18 protein-coding genes and 1 pseudogene are annotated in these 14,816 nt (G+C 59.0%); 5 read left to right on the plus strand and 14 right to left on the minus strand.

The window, feature by feature from the left end; genetic code table 11:
- Positions 1-25: 25 nt before the first annotated feature.
- The 5 genes and pseudogenes from ccmI to AC1DNW_RS29570 all read right to left on the minus strand — a co-directional run.
- Positions 26-1,036: pseudogene (gene ccmI / locus AC1DNW_RS29550) on the minus strand (c-type cytochrome biogenesis protein CcmI); the annotation flags it as partial.
- Between the two features lie 97 nt (positions 1,037-1,133).
- Positions 1,134-1,559: a hypothetical protein gene (locus AC1DNW_RS29555; RefSeq protein ID WP_113301653.1), complete on the minus strand. Its 426-nt coding sequence runs from the start codon at positions 1,557-1,559 to the stop codon at positions 1,134-1,136.
- A 121-nt stretch (positions 1,560-1,680) separates the two neighbouring features.
- On the minus strand, positions 1,681-3,084 hold the full coding sequence (locus AC1DNW_RS29560; protein WP_113310074.1) for a sensor histidine kinase: 1,404 nt from the start codon (positions 3,082-3,084) through the stop codon (positions 1,681-1,683).
- A complete protein-coding gene (locus AC1DNW_RS29565; RefSeq protein WP_113301651.1) occupies positions 3,074-3,745 on the minus strand; it encodes a response regulator transcription factor in 672 nt (223 codons plus the stop codon). The genes AC1DNW_RS29560 and AC1DNW_RS29565 overlap by 11 nt, the downstream gene beginning before the upstream one ends.
- Before the next feature lie 54 nt (positions 3,746-3,799).
- Positions 3,800-4,048, minus strand: coding sequence for a hypothetical protein (locus tag AC1DNW_RS29570; protein ID WP_113301650.1), 249 nt, complete (start codon positions 4,046-4,048; stop codon positions 3,800-3,802).
- Between the two features lie 287 nt (positions 4,049-4,335).
- Here AC1DNW_RS29570 and AC1DNW_RS29575 point away from each other — a divergent pair, with 287 nt between their 5' ends.
- Together AC1DNW_RS29575 and AC1DNW_RS29580 are read left to right on the plus strand one after the other, a co-directional pair.
- Positions 4,336-5,550, plus strand: a complete 1,215-nt coding sequence (locus tag AC1DNW_RS29575; protein ID WP_477855250.1) for an MFS transporter — start codon at positions 4,336-4,338, stop codon at positions 5,548-5,550.
- Between the two features lie 40 nt (positions 5,551-5,590).
- Positions 5,591-5,836, plus strand: a complete 246-nt coding sequence (locus AC1DNW_RS29580) for a hypothetical protein (protein ID WP_113310072.1) — start codon at positions 5,591-5,593, stop codon at positions 5,834-5,836.
- Positions 5,837-6,112: 276 nt separating this feature from the next.
- Here the strand turns inward: AC1DNW_RS29580 and AC1DNW_RS29585 are convergent, their stop codons facing one another.
- The 4 genes from AC1DNW_RS29585 to AC1DNW_RS29600 form a co-directional block, all read right to left on the minus strand.
- Complete coding sequence (locus AC1DNW_RS29585) at positions 6,113-6,424, minus strand: Dabb family protein (protein ID WP_113310071.1); 312 nt, start codon at positions 6,422-6,424, stop codon at positions 6,113-6,115.
- Positions 6,425-6,624: 200 nt separating this feature from the next.
- On the minus strand, positions 6,625-6,996 hold the full coding sequence (locus tag AC1DNW_RS29590) for a YeeE/YedE thiosulfate transporter family protein (protein ID WP_477855251.1): 372 nt from the start codon (positions 6,994-6,996) through the stop codon (positions 6,625-6,627).
- A 68-nt stretch (positions 6,997-7,064) separates the two neighbouring features.
- The gene (locus tag AC1DNW_RS29595) at positions 7,065-7,568 is read right to left on the minus strand and encodes a hypothetical protein (RefSeq protein ID WP_477855252.1); all 504 of its coding nucleotides are present in this window, start codon (positions 7,566-7,568) and stop codon (positions 7,065-7,067) included.
- A 136-nt stretch (positions 7,569-7,704) separates the two neighbouring features.
- Positions 7,705-8,232 carry a DUF417 family protein gene (locus AC1DNW_RS29600; protein ID WP_113310070.1) on the minus strand — a complete coding sequence of 176 codons (528 nt, stop codon included), beginning with the start codon at positions 8,230-8,232 and terminating at the stop codon, positions 7,705-7,707.
- Between the two features lie 264 nt (positions 8,233-8,496).
- Between AC1DNW_RS29600 and AC1DNW_RS29605 the strand changes: the two genes are divergently transcribed.
- Positions 8,497-9,066, plus strand: coding sequence for a TetR/AcrR family transcriptional regulator (locus AC1DNW_RS29605; protein ID WP_113310069.1), 570 nt, complete (start codon positions 8,497-8,499; stop codon positions 9,064-9,066).
- Positions 9,067-9,117: 51 nt separating this feature from the next.
- On the opposite strand, the gene AC1DNW_RS29610 is transcribed toward AC1DNW_RS29605, so the two are convergent.
- Together AC1DNW_RS29610 and AC1DNW_RS29615 are read right to left on the minus strand one after the other, a co-directional pair.
- Complete coding sequence (locus tag AC1DNW_RS29610) at positions 9,118-10,338, minus strand: NADH:flavin oxidoreductase/NADH oxidase family protein (RefSeq protein ID WP_113310068.1); 1,221 nt, start codon at positions 10,336-10,338, stop codon at positions 9,118-9,120.
- A gap of 149 nt (positions 10,339-10,487) precedes the next feature.
- Entirely contained in the window at positions 10,488-11,126 is a 639-nt protein-coding gene (locus AC1DNW_RS29615; protein ID WP_113310067.1) for a lysozyme family protein, read from the minus strand.
- Positions 11,127-11,283: 157 nt separating this feature from the next.
- Here AC1DNW_RS29615 and AC1DNW_RS29620 point away from each other — a divergent pair, with 157 nt between their 5' ends.
- Positions 11,284-11,418, plus strand: coding sequence for a hypothetical protein (locus AC1DNW_RS29620; protein ID WP_477821735.1), 135 nt, complete (start codon positions 11,284-11,286; stop codon positions 11,416-11,418).
- A 93-nt stretch (positions 11,419-11,511) separates the two neighbouring features.
- Here the strand turns inward: AC1DNW_RS29620 and AC1DNW_RS29625 are convergent, their stop codons facing one another.
- Positions 11,512-12,078: a TetR/AcrR family transcriptional regulator gene (locus AC1DNW_RS29625; protein WP_113310066.1), complete on the minus strand. Its 567-nt coding sequence runs from the start codon at positions 12,076-12,078 to the stop codon at positions 11,512-11,514.
- Positions 12,079-12,103: 25 nt separating this feature from the next.
- Positions 12,104-12,565 (minus strand): nuclear transport factor 2 family protein, encoded by a 462-nt coding sequence (locus AC1DNW_RS29630; protein WP_113310065.1) that lies wholly within the window; start codon positions 12,563-12,565, stop codon positions 12,104-12,106.
- Between the two features lie 275 nt (positions 12,566-12,840).
- Here AC1DNW_RS29630 and AC1DNW_RS29635 point away from each other — a divergent pair, with 275 nt between their 5' ends.
- Positions 12,841-14,259 carry an esterase/lipase family protein gene (locus AC1DNW_RS29635; protein WP_477855253.1) on the plus strand — a complete coding sequence of 473 codons (1,419 nt, stop codon included), beginning with the start codon at positions 12,841-12,843 and terminating at the stop codon, positions 14,257-14,259.
- Positions 14,260-14,338: 79 nt separating this feature from the next.
- Here the strand turns inward: AC1DNW_RS29635 and AC1DNW_RS29640 are convergent, their stop codons facing one another.
- Complete coding sequence (locus AC1DNW_RS29640) at positions 14,339-14,707, minus strand: DUF983 domain-containing protein (protein WP_113301639.1); 369 nt, start codon at positions 14,705-14,707, stop codon at positions 14,339-14,341.
- Positions 14,708-14,816 lie beyond the last annotated feature (109 nt).

The following is a 14,816-nucleotide window of genomic DNA, read 5'->3' on the forward strand; positions in this document are numbered from 1 at the left end:
TTCAATACGGCGTAAGAGCGGACTTCAATACGGCGTAAGAGCGGACAAGGCGCATCCAGCCCTCGAAATTATCAGGATCGGCAGACAGTTTGGCATCCAGGCTCTCCACCATGCCGCGGATCATCTGCTGCCGGTCGCCGCTGTTCATCGTCTCGGCCGCTGCGACATCTTCGGCCGTCGGGCCGCCCGGTGCGGCAGGCTCACCTGCAGAGGCGACCGCCGTGCCGCCGTTTTTGGCGATGTGCTCGTTGACCAGCGGCAGCCACGGCGCATCGGCCGGCGACTGCCTGGCGAGATCCTCGAAGGCACCCCGCGCCTCGCCGGGTCGGCCAGCCTGCTCCAGGCTCAGCGCGATGTAGAAACGCGCACGCGGGTTGTTCCGCTCAAGAGATAGCGACCGTTCCAGCACCTTGCGCGCATCTTCCGTCACCACACCTTCGGAGATCGCCATCAGCGTTTCGGCAAGACCGTCGAGGCGCGCGGGGCTTGGGCCAAGCAAACGGATGGCGTTGCGATAGGCGGTCTCGGCATCGGAAATACGCATGGTGCTGAAGTAGATCGGCGCCAGCACATCCCAACCTTTGCCGTCGTCAGGATTCTGCGCCAGATGCCGCTCCGCCTTGGCGACGAGAACGGCCATATCATTGCCGGGATTGGCAAGCCGGGCTTCCAGCGGCTGGGACGGCAGGTCGGGCCTGCCGGTATTCATGTAAAGACAGAGCCCGATGACCGGCAGGAGCAGCACGATGAAGGCTTCGGTCAGGCGGTGATGCCTTGCAGGCTTGCCTTCTTCGGTCGGAGCAACACCGGAAACGGCGATCAGCCGGCGGCCGATCTCCGCGCGGGCGTAATCGGCCTCGTCAGCACTGATCAGGTCGCCCGAGAGATCCCTGTCGAGTTCGCGCAACTGGTCGCGATAGACGGCAGCCTCACCGGCACGCGTATTTTCGGCCGCCTTCGCTCCACGCAAAAGAGGGTAAAGCAGAATGGCGGCAACGGCCGCCGTCAGGATAGCCACGAGAATCCAGAACAGCATATCGGCCCAAATACTTGAAGCGTGCGCCCTTTCCAACTGCCAATGCCTGAATGACGAAGATTTGAGGCTATTGGCCGCAAGATAACGGGAAGAGAGATCAGCCGAGCGGCGACCAGGTGCCATCTTCGTTGCGACAGGCGACACCGCGTGCCAGCGTATCCTTGCCATCGACAGTGACGGTGTGAGTGTACTGGCGGCAGTTCTGCGAGCCTACCTGATAAGGCGCTGCGACCACGACGCTGCCCTTGGCATCGCGACCGGTCCAGGTGACCGGCTGCCCGACGCCGGCGCCTTCCAGAGCACGGTATTCAGCTTCCAGCGCCCGCTGCTTGTCGCTGTCACCAAGCTCTACGCCGGTGTGGCCGACGATACCGCCCTGCAAAGCCGCGATGAAAGCGGCCGAAGCCGGAGGCTTGCCGCCGCCGAAAAGACCGCGCGTAGAACCTTTCGTCGTCGTGCAGCCAGAGAGCGCAACGGCGACGATAAGGGAAGAAACGATCATGCCYTGCCAACGTAGAGTCATTGCAATCGAACCACGATCAGGGGTGTCAACATAAGCCGATCGAAGTGCAGCGTCCCCGTGTCAGCATTAAGGCAAAGCATGCTATACATTTGCCACTATCTTTGTGACATCAAGCAGTTGCTCATGCAACATCCTTTGTCACAGCCGGCAGGATAAGCTTGGCTTTCAGCCCGCCCCATTCCCCGCGAGTGAGTTCCAGGCGGCCCTGATACTCATTGGAAATCTCCGTGACGATGGAGAGGCCAAGGCCGGTTCCGGGCTTGCTTTCGTCCAGCCGCCGGCCGCGCTTCAGCGCTTCGCGGATCTGGTCGGGCTCCAGCCCCGGGCCGTCATCCTCGACGGCAAGCTCGACCCAATGCTTGCGGGCGCTGGCTTCTATTCCCTTCACATCCTCGCCGGCTTCGACCGCCGAGAGACGCACCTTGCTCCTGGCAAAGCGCGCGGCGTTTTCCAACAGGTTGCCGACCGTCTCCTCGAGATCCTGCTGCTCCATGGCAACAGCCAGGTGTGGCGGCTGGACGACCAGTTCGAATTCGGTCTCGACGTTCAGGCGGCGCATGACGCGCACCAGCCGCTCCAGCGCCGGCTCGGCCTCGGTTCGGGCCAGCACGGTTTCGCGCTGGGCGGCAATGCGCGCCCGGTTGAGATAGGACTGCACCTGCCCCTGCATGGCCTCGGCCTGGTTGCGCACCAGTTCGCCATGCGACTTTTCAAGCACGCGCGCCTCGTTCAGCAGCACGGCGATCGGCGTCTTCAGCGAGTGGGCGAGATTGCCGACCTGCATGCGGGCCCGCTCGACGATGCGGCGGTTGCTGTCGATCAAGGCGTTGACCTCATTGGCAAGCGGCAGGATCTCGCGCGGGAAATCGCCCTTCAGCTGCTCGCTTTCGCCGGCGCGAACGCGTTCAAGGGCTGCGCGCGCCTTGTCGAGCGGCTTCAGGCCATAGAGAATGGCGAGCGCATTGACGATGAGACTGCCGACGCCGAAACCGGCAAGCGCCAGATAGAGCCGGTGGGAGAAATTGCGGACATCGTCCTCGACGACGTCGACATTGCCGGTGACGCGGAAGCGCGCGGCGCGGCCATCGGTGTCKAGCACCACTTCGGTTTCGGCCACCTGCACCCGGTTTCCGGAGGCGTCCGTCACCTGGTAATAGCGCTCGTAATTCTTGTCGAAAGGGGCTTCCACGACCGACAGAACGGGGATGGTCGCCGAACCGAGCGACGGCGAAACGAGTGGTGCCGTCGTATAGGTGCCTAGCGGTTCGACCACCCAGTACCAGCCGGTTTTCGGCTGGGCGAAACGCAGGTCGCCAAGCTGCGGGCTGCCCGCGAGCGCGCCCTGATCGCCGATCGTCACGGAATTGATGACATTATAGAGCTGGGCGCGCAGCAGGTCTTGAAAGCCCCGCTCCGCGCTTCGTCTGTAGAGTGTCGAGATCAACAGGCCGATCACCACCAGTGCCACCGTCGACCAGACCGTGGTCAGGAGCAGCACGCGTGCGGTGAGTGACTTAATTCGCATTGGTCGGCGTTTGGATGCGGTAACCGAGACCGCGCACCGTTTCGATCAGGTCAACGCCCATCTTCTTGCGCAAGCGGCCGACGAAGACCTCGATCGTATTGGAATCGCGGTCGAAATCCTGATCGTACATATGCTCGACCAGCTCCGTGCGCGACACCACCTCGCCCATGTGATGCATGAGATAGGCAAGCAGCCTGTATTCATGCGAGGTGAGCTTCAGCGCCACGCCATTGACGATCGCCTTGGAGGACTTGGTATCGATCCGCACCGGGCCGCAGACGATTTCGGAGGAGGCATGGCCGGCCGCACGGCGGATAAGCGCGCGGATGCGGGCCAGCACTTCCTCGACATGGAAGGGCTTCGTCACATAGTCGTCGGCGCCGGCATCGATCCCGGCCACCTTGTCGCTCCAGCGGTCGCGGGCAGTCAGGATCAGCACAGGCACGGTGCGGCCGGCGCCGCGCCATTTTTCGAGCACTGTCACGCCATCCAGTTCGGGCAGGCCGATATCGAGAATGATGGCATCATAGGGCTCGGTATCGCCGAGGAAATGGCCTTCCTCGCCATCGAACGCCTGATCGACGACATACCCCGCCTCTTTCAGCGTGTCGCTCAGCTGCCGGTTCAAATTGACGTCGTCTTCGACTACCAGAATGCGCATCGCTTCGCCTTCATCCGCTGCAAATCACTGATGATATGAATAAGCCGATTCCGTTTACATCGGAACCTTTACCGTCACCTTGCGCGGACGCTGGCCATTGCCCTGAACGAGAACGGTGATGATGCAGGCGTCGCCCACCGGCTGCACGGAAAGAAGCTGGCCACCCGTCTCGTCCACGACCTGCTGGGCTGCGGCGCTGCAATCGCGCGCTACACGCAGGACAAGCGTGTGGGTATCGTCCGGTGAGGGCGCCGAAACCGCCAGCCCGGCGGCCAATGCTGCGACGCTCAGAGGAGAGGCCATGTGCTGTGCTTTCAATGTAATGCCAACTTGTCCCGAATATGTACTCAAGCGACCTGAATGGCAAATGAATGCACGGCAATGCAGGCCTTTTAGAACAATTCTCGACTATTGCGCGAAATATACGCGATTCCTGAATGATGGGCAGAAAATGCCGTTAACACACTCTGTCGCAAGGGAAATCTTGGCGCCTTCAAAATCCGTACCGGATTTGTTCGATCGACGCCTTTCGCCATCAGGTTGAAGCTGCTATCGCTTGGTCCACCTTCATTCATTTCATTCCAGAATCCATGCAAAAATCATTTTCGCTTCGTACGGCGCAGACGGTTGGCGTGCTCGCCGTCACCCAGCTTATCGGCTGGGGCACCACCTTCGATATGCTCGGTGTCATGGGCCGTGTCATTGCGCCCTCGCTGGGGCTGCCGAATGAAGCGATCTTCGCCGGCCTGACCGTCATKATGGTCATCAGCGCACTTGCCGGTCCCACCACCGGGCGTTGGCTCGGCCGCTATGGCGCGGCCAAGGTGCTGGCCGCCTCGTCGATCACCTTCGCGATCGGCCTGCTGCTGCTTGCAGCCGCCACCAATATCATCGTCTATGGCCTCGCCTGGGTCGTCATCGGGCTCGGCGGGGCGCTCGGCCTTTCGGCACCCTGCTACACGGCCGTCGTGGAGCGCGAGGGCGCAAACAGCAAACGCGTCATTGCCATCCTGATGCTGTTCACGGGCTTGTCGGCCACCATCTTTTGGCCGATCCTGACGCTTCTCAACGAGAGCTTCGGCTGGCGCGTCACCTTCATCGTCAGCGCCTGCCTGCAATTCTTCGTCTGCCTGCCGTTGCATCTCTTCGGCCTGCCGAAACCGGTCGCGAGCCACACGCAGGGGGCTGCCGCCGAAACGCCGCCCATCGAGCTGACGCCGGCCGACCGACGCAAGGCCTTCCTGCTGATCGCGGTTTCGACCACGCTCGGCACCTTCATCACCTTCGGCGTCTCGCCGTCATTGCTCGAAATCTTCCGCCAGTCCGGCGCATCGACCGCCCTTGCACTGCAGCTCGGTGCGGCCCGCGGCGTGATCGGTATTTCGGCGCGCGCGCTCGATATGCTGCTCGGCAAGCGCGGCAATCCGATCCTGACATCGGTGATGGGCGTCAGCCTGATGCTTTTCAGCTTCCTGATGCTCTTCATCGTGCCGCCATCGACGCCGCTGCTCGTCACCTTCGTGCTGCTTTACGGCTTCGGCTCCGGCGTGCTTGCTGTTGCCCGCGCGCTGCTGCCGCTCGCCCTCTTCTCGCCCAGGGAATACGGATTGCAGGCGGCTCGCCTGTCGATGCCGCAGAACCTTGCCAACGCTATTGCCCCCGTCATATTCACCGCCATCCTCGACCGCGCCGGCGTCGGTCCGACGATCATCACCTGCGCCGTGCTTGCCGCCATCGCAATGGTCTTCGTGCTGATGCTGATGGCGCTGGTGCGCAGCGCAAGACCGAGCATACAGCCGGCCTGACCGGAGGCGGTTCAGCCGTCCACGGCTGCCGGAGGCTGGCTTGGCTTTCGAGATCTGGCTTTTAATCTCTCTTGATTATGATGTTCTCAGAATCGAACTGCGAACTGGCACGCTGCCATCTGGCGCGGAGAGCTTCGTTGCCGCAGCATCAGCCGCTGCCAATCCGCTAATCTTCGGAATCGTTTGCGGCTTTTTTCTCAAGGGTTGTTTCCGGTCCTTCACAGATTGGTGCATCTGTCATCGCCGCCGATTCCAGTTTCTTGTCTATCTCTTTGAAAATGAATAAGAATTTTAAAAGTGAGCCACCAATGCAGTGATTTGGGAGCTAAGTCATTGATAATGAATAAGTGATTCACTTGACCTCAAAATTACGCGTAAAGAATTTCAAACCAGAGACAGTGCCCGTTGAAATTTTTTTATATATATTTTTGGCGCCCGATGGATCACTTATTCATTATCAATGGCTTAGCTAAAAATCCGCCACACAATACGACATTTTCGCAAATTCCTATTCATTTCCAATTGGATAGATCTGCACCGAAAGCGGCGCCAATTGCCATCGTCAATCCTGCAGGGGTCTGGTGACCGCCTTATCGCTATCGAAATCGGCTGCGGTCCTGGCATCCCTAAGCGGCTTTACCGTACGGGTCGAAAGGTCATAATCGGGATGCGCCTTGTAGGCGGCGAGCGCCTCCTCGTTCTCGAATTCGCCGTAGACGACGAAATCGATCGCATTGCCCCACTGGTCGGTCTTGACGTTCTCGCCGATTTCCAGCTTCAGCGCATGCGGAATGCCCGTCAGTATGGAGAGCCCCTTGCGCACCGCCTCGCGGTTTTCCTCCGGCACGGTGAAGAAGACGATATGGCGGATCACGCGGGACACTCCTGTGGCAGTTCGCGGGGTTTGAACTCTCTGGGCCTGAGCCGGGCGATAACACGCGCCGACCGGGTCTTCAACCGGGCCACAATGCCGCGTCAGGCTGTAAGTTCATCGAGCGGATGGAGGCGTCGGAGGTCGGAGATCAAGTATGCGCAGTGACCGATAAAGCTTGAGCCTCGCGGCCCGGCCGGATGTTACGACCAAGATTGCGCCGCTGAACCAAATCCGGCGATCAGCGCGGCAAGCGCCGATACCATAAGAAGGTAAGCGAGGAACGCCTGCCACGCTCCCATCGGGAGGCCGACGAGCAGGAGCGTGTCGTTTCCACCAGGGATAAGGAGCGCCCCGAAGCCCATCAGAATGCCGCCCATTATCCTTCGCGACACACTTCTCCATGTCGGCCAGGTTAGCGAAAAAAGATGTCGACGAATTCTCGCCGAAACGAGACTGCCTGCGAACATGCAGACAAAAATCAGCGAACTCGTCACCGGGATCGAAAGCATCGATCCAATCGAGGTGGTGATAGAGAAGCGGGGGGCGAACGCTGACAAGGTGGCCGAAGTCATGYCAATCGTACCCATTGCCAGCGTTAGCCGCCGAAAGTTCGTCTCGGATCTGAAAGAGACGGCCAGTCTCAGAAAGAGAATTGCGGGCAGAACCACCAGCAAAGCTTCCAGCGCAAGCGGCGGTGCAGCGCTGATTGGCATTGGATCCGGGCGGAGTTCGAGTACTGCATCGAGGGAGAGGATGACCAGAATTCCGAGGAACGTGAAGCCGAACTCCAGTTCCCCGTTGCCAAAATGCCCGACCGATCCGAAGACGCAAGCACCGTCACGTATACGCCGACGCCAAAGAGGATGGCTGCGCCGACCATGTGAAGCAAGGGAGACCATCCACTCTGCATGGCCGGCAACGTATCGAGGACGATATATCCGACGGCAGCCCACACCGCGCATTCGGCTAAAGCGAGAAACCGCGCAGGTCGGCGCTCGGAAACCAACTCGGTCGTGGCGATGAAGGTGCAGATCGAACCGTAGTTCATCGCAAAGCCGAGTACGAAGCTCAGCGTGCCGATAACGCTGAAACCCGCCCATGTCTCGAAAGCTTTCGCCCCCGCCCCGCCGAGCAACCCGTCCACGGCACCAATCCTCCGTTCAGAGAAGAAGATCGCTCTTCGCAGAATGGCACGAGTTTCGCTTTCAGTGAATGGCGAACGCCCCGATCCGAGCTGGATCAGGGCGTTCGCACAAAGGCTAACTGCCGGGCTTTCGGATCTAGGCTCTGGCGGAGCGGATCGCGAGAAGGGAATCCATTGCAATCCAGAGCGATAGGGCCAGAAGCCCGACGTCCTTGAGCAAGAATTGACCAGGGGCGACCGAAATGGCCGGGAACCCGAGTTCGGGGACAACCACGCCAGGGGTCGTAATCATAAAGCTGATGGTGGTGACGAACAGTCCGGACGACAGGGCGCCTCCGAGTAACGAATAAACCGGGCTAATGAACCTTGCTGCGATGAGTGTGCCGATACTCAGTTCCAGGACGCCAAGAAAACTCGAAAAGCCTCGCACACTGAAGATCGCATACATCCAGCTTACAAGAGGGCTGTTACTGACCAGATCGACCAGTCCCTGCGCTTCGTAGGCCGTAAATTTCATGCCGCCAAACCAAGCATATATCATGGCGATCGAAACATAGAGGCCGGCGGTTGTCGCCGCGCGGCCATAGGTGTCCGCCAGATGCAAAATGCCGAAGGTGCTCCTGGACTTCGGCTGCTTGCCGATATGTTTGATAGCTTGGGTCATTTCCTTCTCCCATTGAATTGATCTCCAGAGGCTTCTCGCCTCCAAGAAGAAACGATACCAATCTGTATCGTTTATAACGATGTACTACAGATCTGTATCGTTTCCAAGTCACGAAAGCGCGATCGTCGCGACCCTTCGATAGCGAAGGCCTGCAAGTTTAATCCAGCAAGCGGTGTTCAGAGGAATTGTCTGCGCTTGTGCATTGCCATTGGTCRCTGGAACACCTAACTATCGCTACAGATCAGTTCTGTTTGAGGTGTGACAATGCGGCGATCAGAGATCAGGGACCATCTTCTTGAAACGGCCCTCCGTCTGTTCAACGAGAAAGGGTACCAGGCAACGGGGGTCGATTTGATTATCGCGGAAAGCGGCGTCGCGAAAACGACGTTGTATCGGCACTTCGAGACCAAGGAGGATCTGATCGTTGCCGCGCTCGAGCGGCGCGACGAGGAGGATCGCCGTGAGATGCGCGAGTTTGTGGAAAAGCGAGCAAGTGATCCGGCAGAGCGGATTTTATTGACGTTCGACTTTCTACAGCTCTGGTTCAAGGACAAGGACTTCAGGGGCTGCAGCTTTATGGCCGCCACGGGAGAACACAAGGACATGGTCGATCCCGTGTTTCGTGCCGCCAGCATGCACAAGCGCCTGACGCTCGCCTATTTCGAAGAACTTGCTCATGCCGCACGGTTCCGCGACCCAAGACGTGTGGCGGACGAAATCAATATTCTTCATGAGGGAGCAACGGCCGTAGCCCAAGTGGTTCGCTCAGCGGAGCCCGGCCGCCAGGCGAAACGGATGGCGGCCGCTATCCTCGCGACGATGGAACGCGATTAGTCAGAAACCGATAACCGTTCCATCCGCCAGATAAGGCTGGCGTCGTCGGCTTCAGTTGCTTCCGGCTGCCTCCTTGGCAAAGTGAGCCAACCAGACTTTTGTTCGATGCTTGTTCCGTTCCGCATAGTCGCGGACGGCCTGTTCGAGGTCGCTGGAATCGGGTGGATCGTTGTCAACACCGATCTCGGCGAGCCGCATCGTGTACCATGCGGTGATCCCGCCCTCCGGAGCGTTTGGGAACCTGGGAAAGGACGGCTCCGATCTCTGGTTTTCTTTCCAAAGATTGGGAAGAGAAGGCTCAAGGGCGAGTGCGCGCGCAAGACCGACAATGTCGACGGCACCGCATGCCACGGCGTCTTCGGCCTGCCCGCGAGTCTTGAAACCGCCCGTCAGCATAAGAGGCTTGGTTGTGACAGCGCGTGCGCGTTTCGCGAATTCGAGGAAGTAGGGCCTCCGGCCCGCCCTGTCGGAGGCTGATTTTGCGCCAGGAAAGTAAGTCCCGCCGCTGATATCGATCAGGTCGATCGAAGATCGGTCCAGCGCCGTCACCACTTCGAGAGCGTCATCCTCGTCGAACCCTCCTTCCAGTTCGTCCGAAGAATTCAGTTTCACGGCGATCGGGAAAGCCGGTCCGACAGCGACCCGGGTTGCTTCGATAACTTCCAGCAGAATCCGCATACGATGGGCGATCTCCCCTCCGTATGCATCGCGCCGCCTGTTGAACAACGGTGAAAGAAACTGGCTCAGCAGAAATCCATGTGCCGCGTGAATTTGCACACCGCCAAACCCCGCCTGCTGCGCTAGCCGGGCTGTCGTTGCATATTGCGAGGGCAATCGGCCTAGTTCCTTCAAGGTGATTTCCGCGCAACGCAGGCCTTGCACGTCGAAAGCACTCGGACCCTTCGGGTTGCTTGTCGGTGCATAGGCAAGAGCTCCAGCGTGACCGAGTTGCAGCCAGAGCCTGGTGTCGTTTTGGCTGCCGTGCAGAGCAAGTTTTCTGAATTGTTCGAGGTCCGATGCTTCATTGAGCACCAGGTTACCGGGGTTCTCGGCGTAGCCGGAGGTGAGCTGGACCTCTCCTATTATGGATACGGCCAATCCACCTTCGGCCCAGCGTTGATAGAGCCTCATCTGCGCAACGGTCGGATGCCCGGTTCCGTCGCCGAGTGAATCCGACATCGCCGATTTCGCAATTCGATTATCAAGGGTCAAACCGCAAGGCAGCTGAAGCGGTTCAAACAGCGGTCCACGACTTTGCTTTGGAGCTTTCACGACAACACCTCGGCATGCATTTTATCGCTGAAAACCGGCGGCAGGGCAATGTCAGCTGCATCGTCGCGATAGCGTGTCGGCTGGCAGGCGGAAGTCATCAGCCTCCAGCGGTTTCGACATCGCGGAAGCTCGCCGGCCAAGGCGTTAGATCAAGTCCACGAACCGCATTGCTCCGTGCGGATCGCAGCGAGGAAGGCCTGTCCGTATCCGGCGAGCTTTTCCGCCCTGTCGGTGCCGTTGACGATGCGGCGCGCACTGATCCAGTCTTCCCTCTCCTCATTGAGGTGGTCGCAAAGCCGGTGGCTGGTGAAGCTGCCGCGCAGCATGCCCTCGATCAGGATCGTCACGGCCGGCGCCATTTCCATCGCCCGGTCGGGACGAGCGACGAGATCGATGCCGGTCACTTCACTCATCGCTTCGTAATTGCGCCTGTGGGTCAGCTGAACCAGCCCGCGGCCGAGCCAGCTGTTGCCATCCTCATCCGGCCGCCAATAGGGCGTCTTCACCCAGGAGAGCCGGCCGCCCGCAAAGGCGGCCTCGAGAATCTCGACGGCGCGCGAATCACTCGTTGCCAGCGTCTCGCGCACAGGCTGCATCGTGTAAGCCGTCTCATGAAACGCGGTGGCTAATATATAGGCCAGCCAGCGCCGATCTGCGGTAGCCAAATTCGCGTCCCAGTAGTCAAAGATGGCGTTCATGCCCTCGATTTGGCCCGGCGCGAGGCTGCCCTTGAACAGCGAGTGCTGCACAGTGTCGAAGAAGAATTGCCGGTCGAGCGAGACAGTCATGATACGGCTCTCAGAGGTCTTTTGTGGTTAACGTTCGCTTAATCGATTGAAATTAACTAAATCGTTTCAAGTGTGACGCTGGTTTATTTACACGCAGTTTTTATTGTGCGATGCATCAATTCGTAAGCACATCCTTGCTGAGGAAGAGAGGTATACGATGCAGACCACCGCAGAAACTCCGACCAAGATCCCCCAGCACGTCGTCGACCAGATGGAAAACGAGTGGCGCCAGGTACGCACGCAGCGCGAGAATCCGCGCCCCGTCCGCCTGCCCTCGCAGAACGACTCCTAGATACAATCCTGCCGGGTGAGGACGTCCTGGACCCCTCACCCGCTTTCCCCGCGTTGCCAGCATTCGTGCTCCTGCCAACGCAGCGGTCACCGCCTATCCCTCACGTTTCGTCGCAGTCAGCCTGCCGGCCAGCCGGTCCAGGGTCCTGCGAAACATATCCTTGTCATCCAGCGCCCGCGCGAGCACCAGCGCGCCCTGAATACCTGATACCGCCTCTTCGGCTGCCGCAAGAGCAGCCTCCCCGGAGTAACCGGCGCGGACCAACGCCTGGCGCAGCGCCTCGATCCAGCGGACGAAATAATCCCGTATGACCGGCGAGAAGCGCTCGCGCGTTTCGTCCAGCGCAAAGGCGCCGACGAGGCAGATGCGGCTGCCGGAGCGGAAATAGTCCATGACATTCGCCCACATCGCATCGATTGCCGCCCTGGCATCGTCATGGCGCAACGGCTCGTAGATGGCGCGTTCGAACCAGCCGTCGACATCGGCAAGGACGGAGGCCGCCATCTCCTCCTTCCCACCGGGAAAGAAGTGATAGAGGCTACCCTTGCCGATGCCGGTACGCTCGGTGATGCGGCTCAATGTCGTGCCCTCGTAGCCGAGCTCGCGGAAGATTTCCGCAAGCAGCGGCACGACATCGGCACGTTCATAAACGGTCTTCACAACTCACCTTTGGTCACCTTCAGCCTCAAAGGCCGAGGTCGGAAAGGCCCGGATGGTCGTCGGGCCGCCGGCCGAGCGGCCAGTGGAACTTGCGATCCGATTCCTTGATCGGCAGATCGTTGATGCAGGCGAAACGGCGCTGCATCAAGCCCTCGGCATCGAATTCCCAATTCTCGTTACCGTAAGAACGGAACCAGTTGTTGCTGTCGTCATGCCACTCATAGGCAAAGCGCACGGCGATACGATTGTCGGTGAAAGCCCAGAGTTCCTTGATCAGCCGGTAATCCAGTTCCTTCGCCCATTTGCGCGTAAGAAAAGCGACGATCTCAGCGCGACCGGTGACGAATTCGGCGCGGTTCCGCCACTGGCTCCCGGGCGTATAGACGAGCGAGACGCGCTGCGGATCGCGGCTGTTCCAGCCGTCTTCGGCAAGACGGACCTTCTGGGTTGCGGTTTCATGAGTGAAGGGGGGAAGCGGTGCGGGCATATCTGGTCTCCGTGGTTGGTTTGTACCTTTCGTTATGTATTGTACTTATCGGTACATTAGTTGCAAGAGGTCTTGCCGCCCGATGACTGCGGCATTTTGGCTGACCTCGAGAGCGCCGCGATGCATTCGCGAGCGCAGAATCCCGTGCATATAACAATAAATAAAACTTCCAATTGCACACAATAAGTATATGATCCGCCGCTGGGATCTTAGCTCACCTGAATGAAATATAATTTTGAGCCGATTTTCGTATTTCGGAACATGGGAGGAAAATAATGCCTGCTGATGTTGCAATTCTGCATGGCTGGAGTGACACGGCCCAGTCCTTCACTTCACTTCGCGATTTTCTTGCTCGAAATAAATTCAATGCGCAACGGATTCTGCTTGCCGACTACATTTCGCTTGATGACGATGTCCGCATCGAAGATGTCGCGGCGAGGATGGATATTGCGGTCAACGAGGCGATCAGAAACCGCCGGCTCACGCCGCCCTTCGACATGATCGTGCACAGCACAGGCGGGCTTGTTGCGCGCGAATGGATTTCCCGCTTCTACCCCGATGCCGCGAAGTGCCCGGTCAAGAGGCTGGTAATGCTGGCGCCAGCCAATTTCGGCTCGCGGCTCRCCTCCACCGGCAAGAGCATGCTCGGCCGCGTCATCAAAGGATGGAACAACTGGTTTCAGACGGGCACGCAGACGCTGAATGGATTGGAACTCGCCTCCGAATATCAATGGGATCTCGCACTGCGCGACCTGCTCGACCCGTCAGGAGAGTCTGCCGGCCCCTATGGGCCGGATAAAATCATGCCTTTCGTCGTCATCGGAACCAAGGGTTATGAAGACGTCTTGAGAGAAATCGTCAACGAGAACGGCAGTGACGGAACGATCCGCTGCGCAGCCGCCAACCTCAACGTTCGCGGTTTCACGGTGGATTTCTCACACAGCGAGAAGGATACAGAGGTTGTACCCGTGCCATGGCATGTCCGCGCCGGCGACGTGCTCTTCCCTTTTGCAATTCTTCCGGACAGGGACCACAGCTCCATCATAAAGCCGGACGAACAAAGCGGGGCCAACGAAGACATTTCGGATCGTCTCGGCAAGCTCATTTTGCAGGCGCTGAAATGCAATGGCAAAGCCGAATATGCTGCGATCGCCGAGGACTGGCGAAAGATTAGCGAGGCGACTGCGGCAAGCACCCCTGAGCAGCTTGGAAAGACAATGCCTGACGATACCAATGCCCTCCATCAGTATCTTCAGATCGTCATTTACGTCCGAGACGATCAAGGACAGGCRATCAATGACTATTTCGTTGAATATTTTTCGCCTAACCAGCGCGGCAGCAAGGAATCGATCATCTTCCATCGAGACGTGCTGGATCACGTCCATGTCAACGGCCTGTCACCGTCGCGCCGCTGCTTCTTCATCGACCGAACCGATTTGATGTTCAAGTACTATGAGGCAATAACCAAGGAGGACAACAAGGTCGTTTCCATCAGTCTTTCGGCCAGCGATCCCGGCGAAAATATCCGTTATTTCGATAACCAGAAGGTCGGAGCCGCCGGCCATCTCACCGTACATCGCGCTTCCGACGACCGCCAGGAGGTCCTTGGGGCGCATTGCCTCATACGCAACACCACCCACTTTGTCGAAATCATCATTCCGCGCCGCGGGATAGATAAGGTCTTCAAGATCTGAGGTTCAGGGCAGCCTGCAATGCCCCGGTACGACCTCGCAAGCCGCTCATTCCCGCCCCATCACATAGGTTGAACGGACATCAGGCGAGCTTGCCCTCTTCGGCCTTGTAGAAATACTGGCTTGCGACCAGCCATCCCTTCAGCGGCCTCAGCGGCGGGATACAGGTGGCGAACATGAAGGGGCCGGTCACCAGAAACTGGACCCAGAGCGGCGCGGAGAAGGCAACTTCCAGCCACACACCKAGCAGCACGCTCGGCACACAGGCGAAGCAGATGACGAAGAAGGCCGGGCCATCGGCCGGGTCGGCGAAGGAATAATCCAGCCCGCAGACTTCGCATTCCTTCTTCAGCGTGAGGAAACCCTTGAACATATGTCCCTGTCCGCAGCGCGGGCAGCGGCCCCGGATGCCGGTCTGCATCGGAGGGAGAGGAGGATATTCGGTGTCCATGGCGATCTCGCTTTTCGACGTTGCGAGGCACTGATGAAATCCATTCAATGCCTCATAATGTATGCATACAATATAATTACATTGAAGCGGATTGCCAGTCTATTCGTCA

Source organism: Rhizobium sp. 05L429 (assembly GCF_056397645.1).

What these genes read in the sequence shown, in the direction of transcription:
- AC1DNW_RS29565 (WP_113301651.1), bottom strand. Translation starts at nt 3,745, where the DNA reads ATGCGCATTCTGGTAGTCGAAGACGACGTCAATTTGAACCGGCAGCTG.
- AC1DNW_RS29570 (WP_113301650.1), bottom strand. Translation starts at nt 4,048, where the DNA reads ATGGCCTCTCCTCTGAGCGTCGCAGCATTGGCCGCCGGGCTGGCGGTT.
- AC1DNW_RS29590 (WP_477855251.1), bottom strand. Translation starts at nt 6,996, where the DNA reads ATGACTTCGGCCACCTTGTCAGCGTTCGCCCCCCGCTTCTCTATCACC.
- AC1DNW_RS29600 (WP_113310070.1), bottom strand. Translation starts at nt 8,232, where the DNA reads ATGACCCAAGCTATCAAACATATCGGCAAGCAGCCGAAGTCCAGGAGC.
- AC1DNW_RS29605 (WP_113310069.1), top strand. Translation starts at nt 8,497, where the DNA reads ATGCGGCGATCAGAGATCAGGGACCATCTTCTTGAAACGGCCCTCCGT.
- AC1DNW_RS29615 (WP_113310067.1), bottom strand. Translation starts at nt 11,126, where the DNA reads ATGACTGTCTCGCTCGACCGGCAATTCTTCTTCGACACTGTGCAGCAC.
- AC1DNW_RS29620 (WP_477821735.1), top strand. Translation starts at nt 11,284, where the DNA reads ATGCAGACCACCGCAGAAACTCCGACCAAGATCCCCCAGCACGTCGTC.
- AC1DNW_RS29630 (WP_113310065.1), bottom strand. Translation starts at nt 12,565, where the DNA reads ATGCCCGCACCGCTTCCCCCCTTCACTCATGAAACCGCAACCCAGAAG.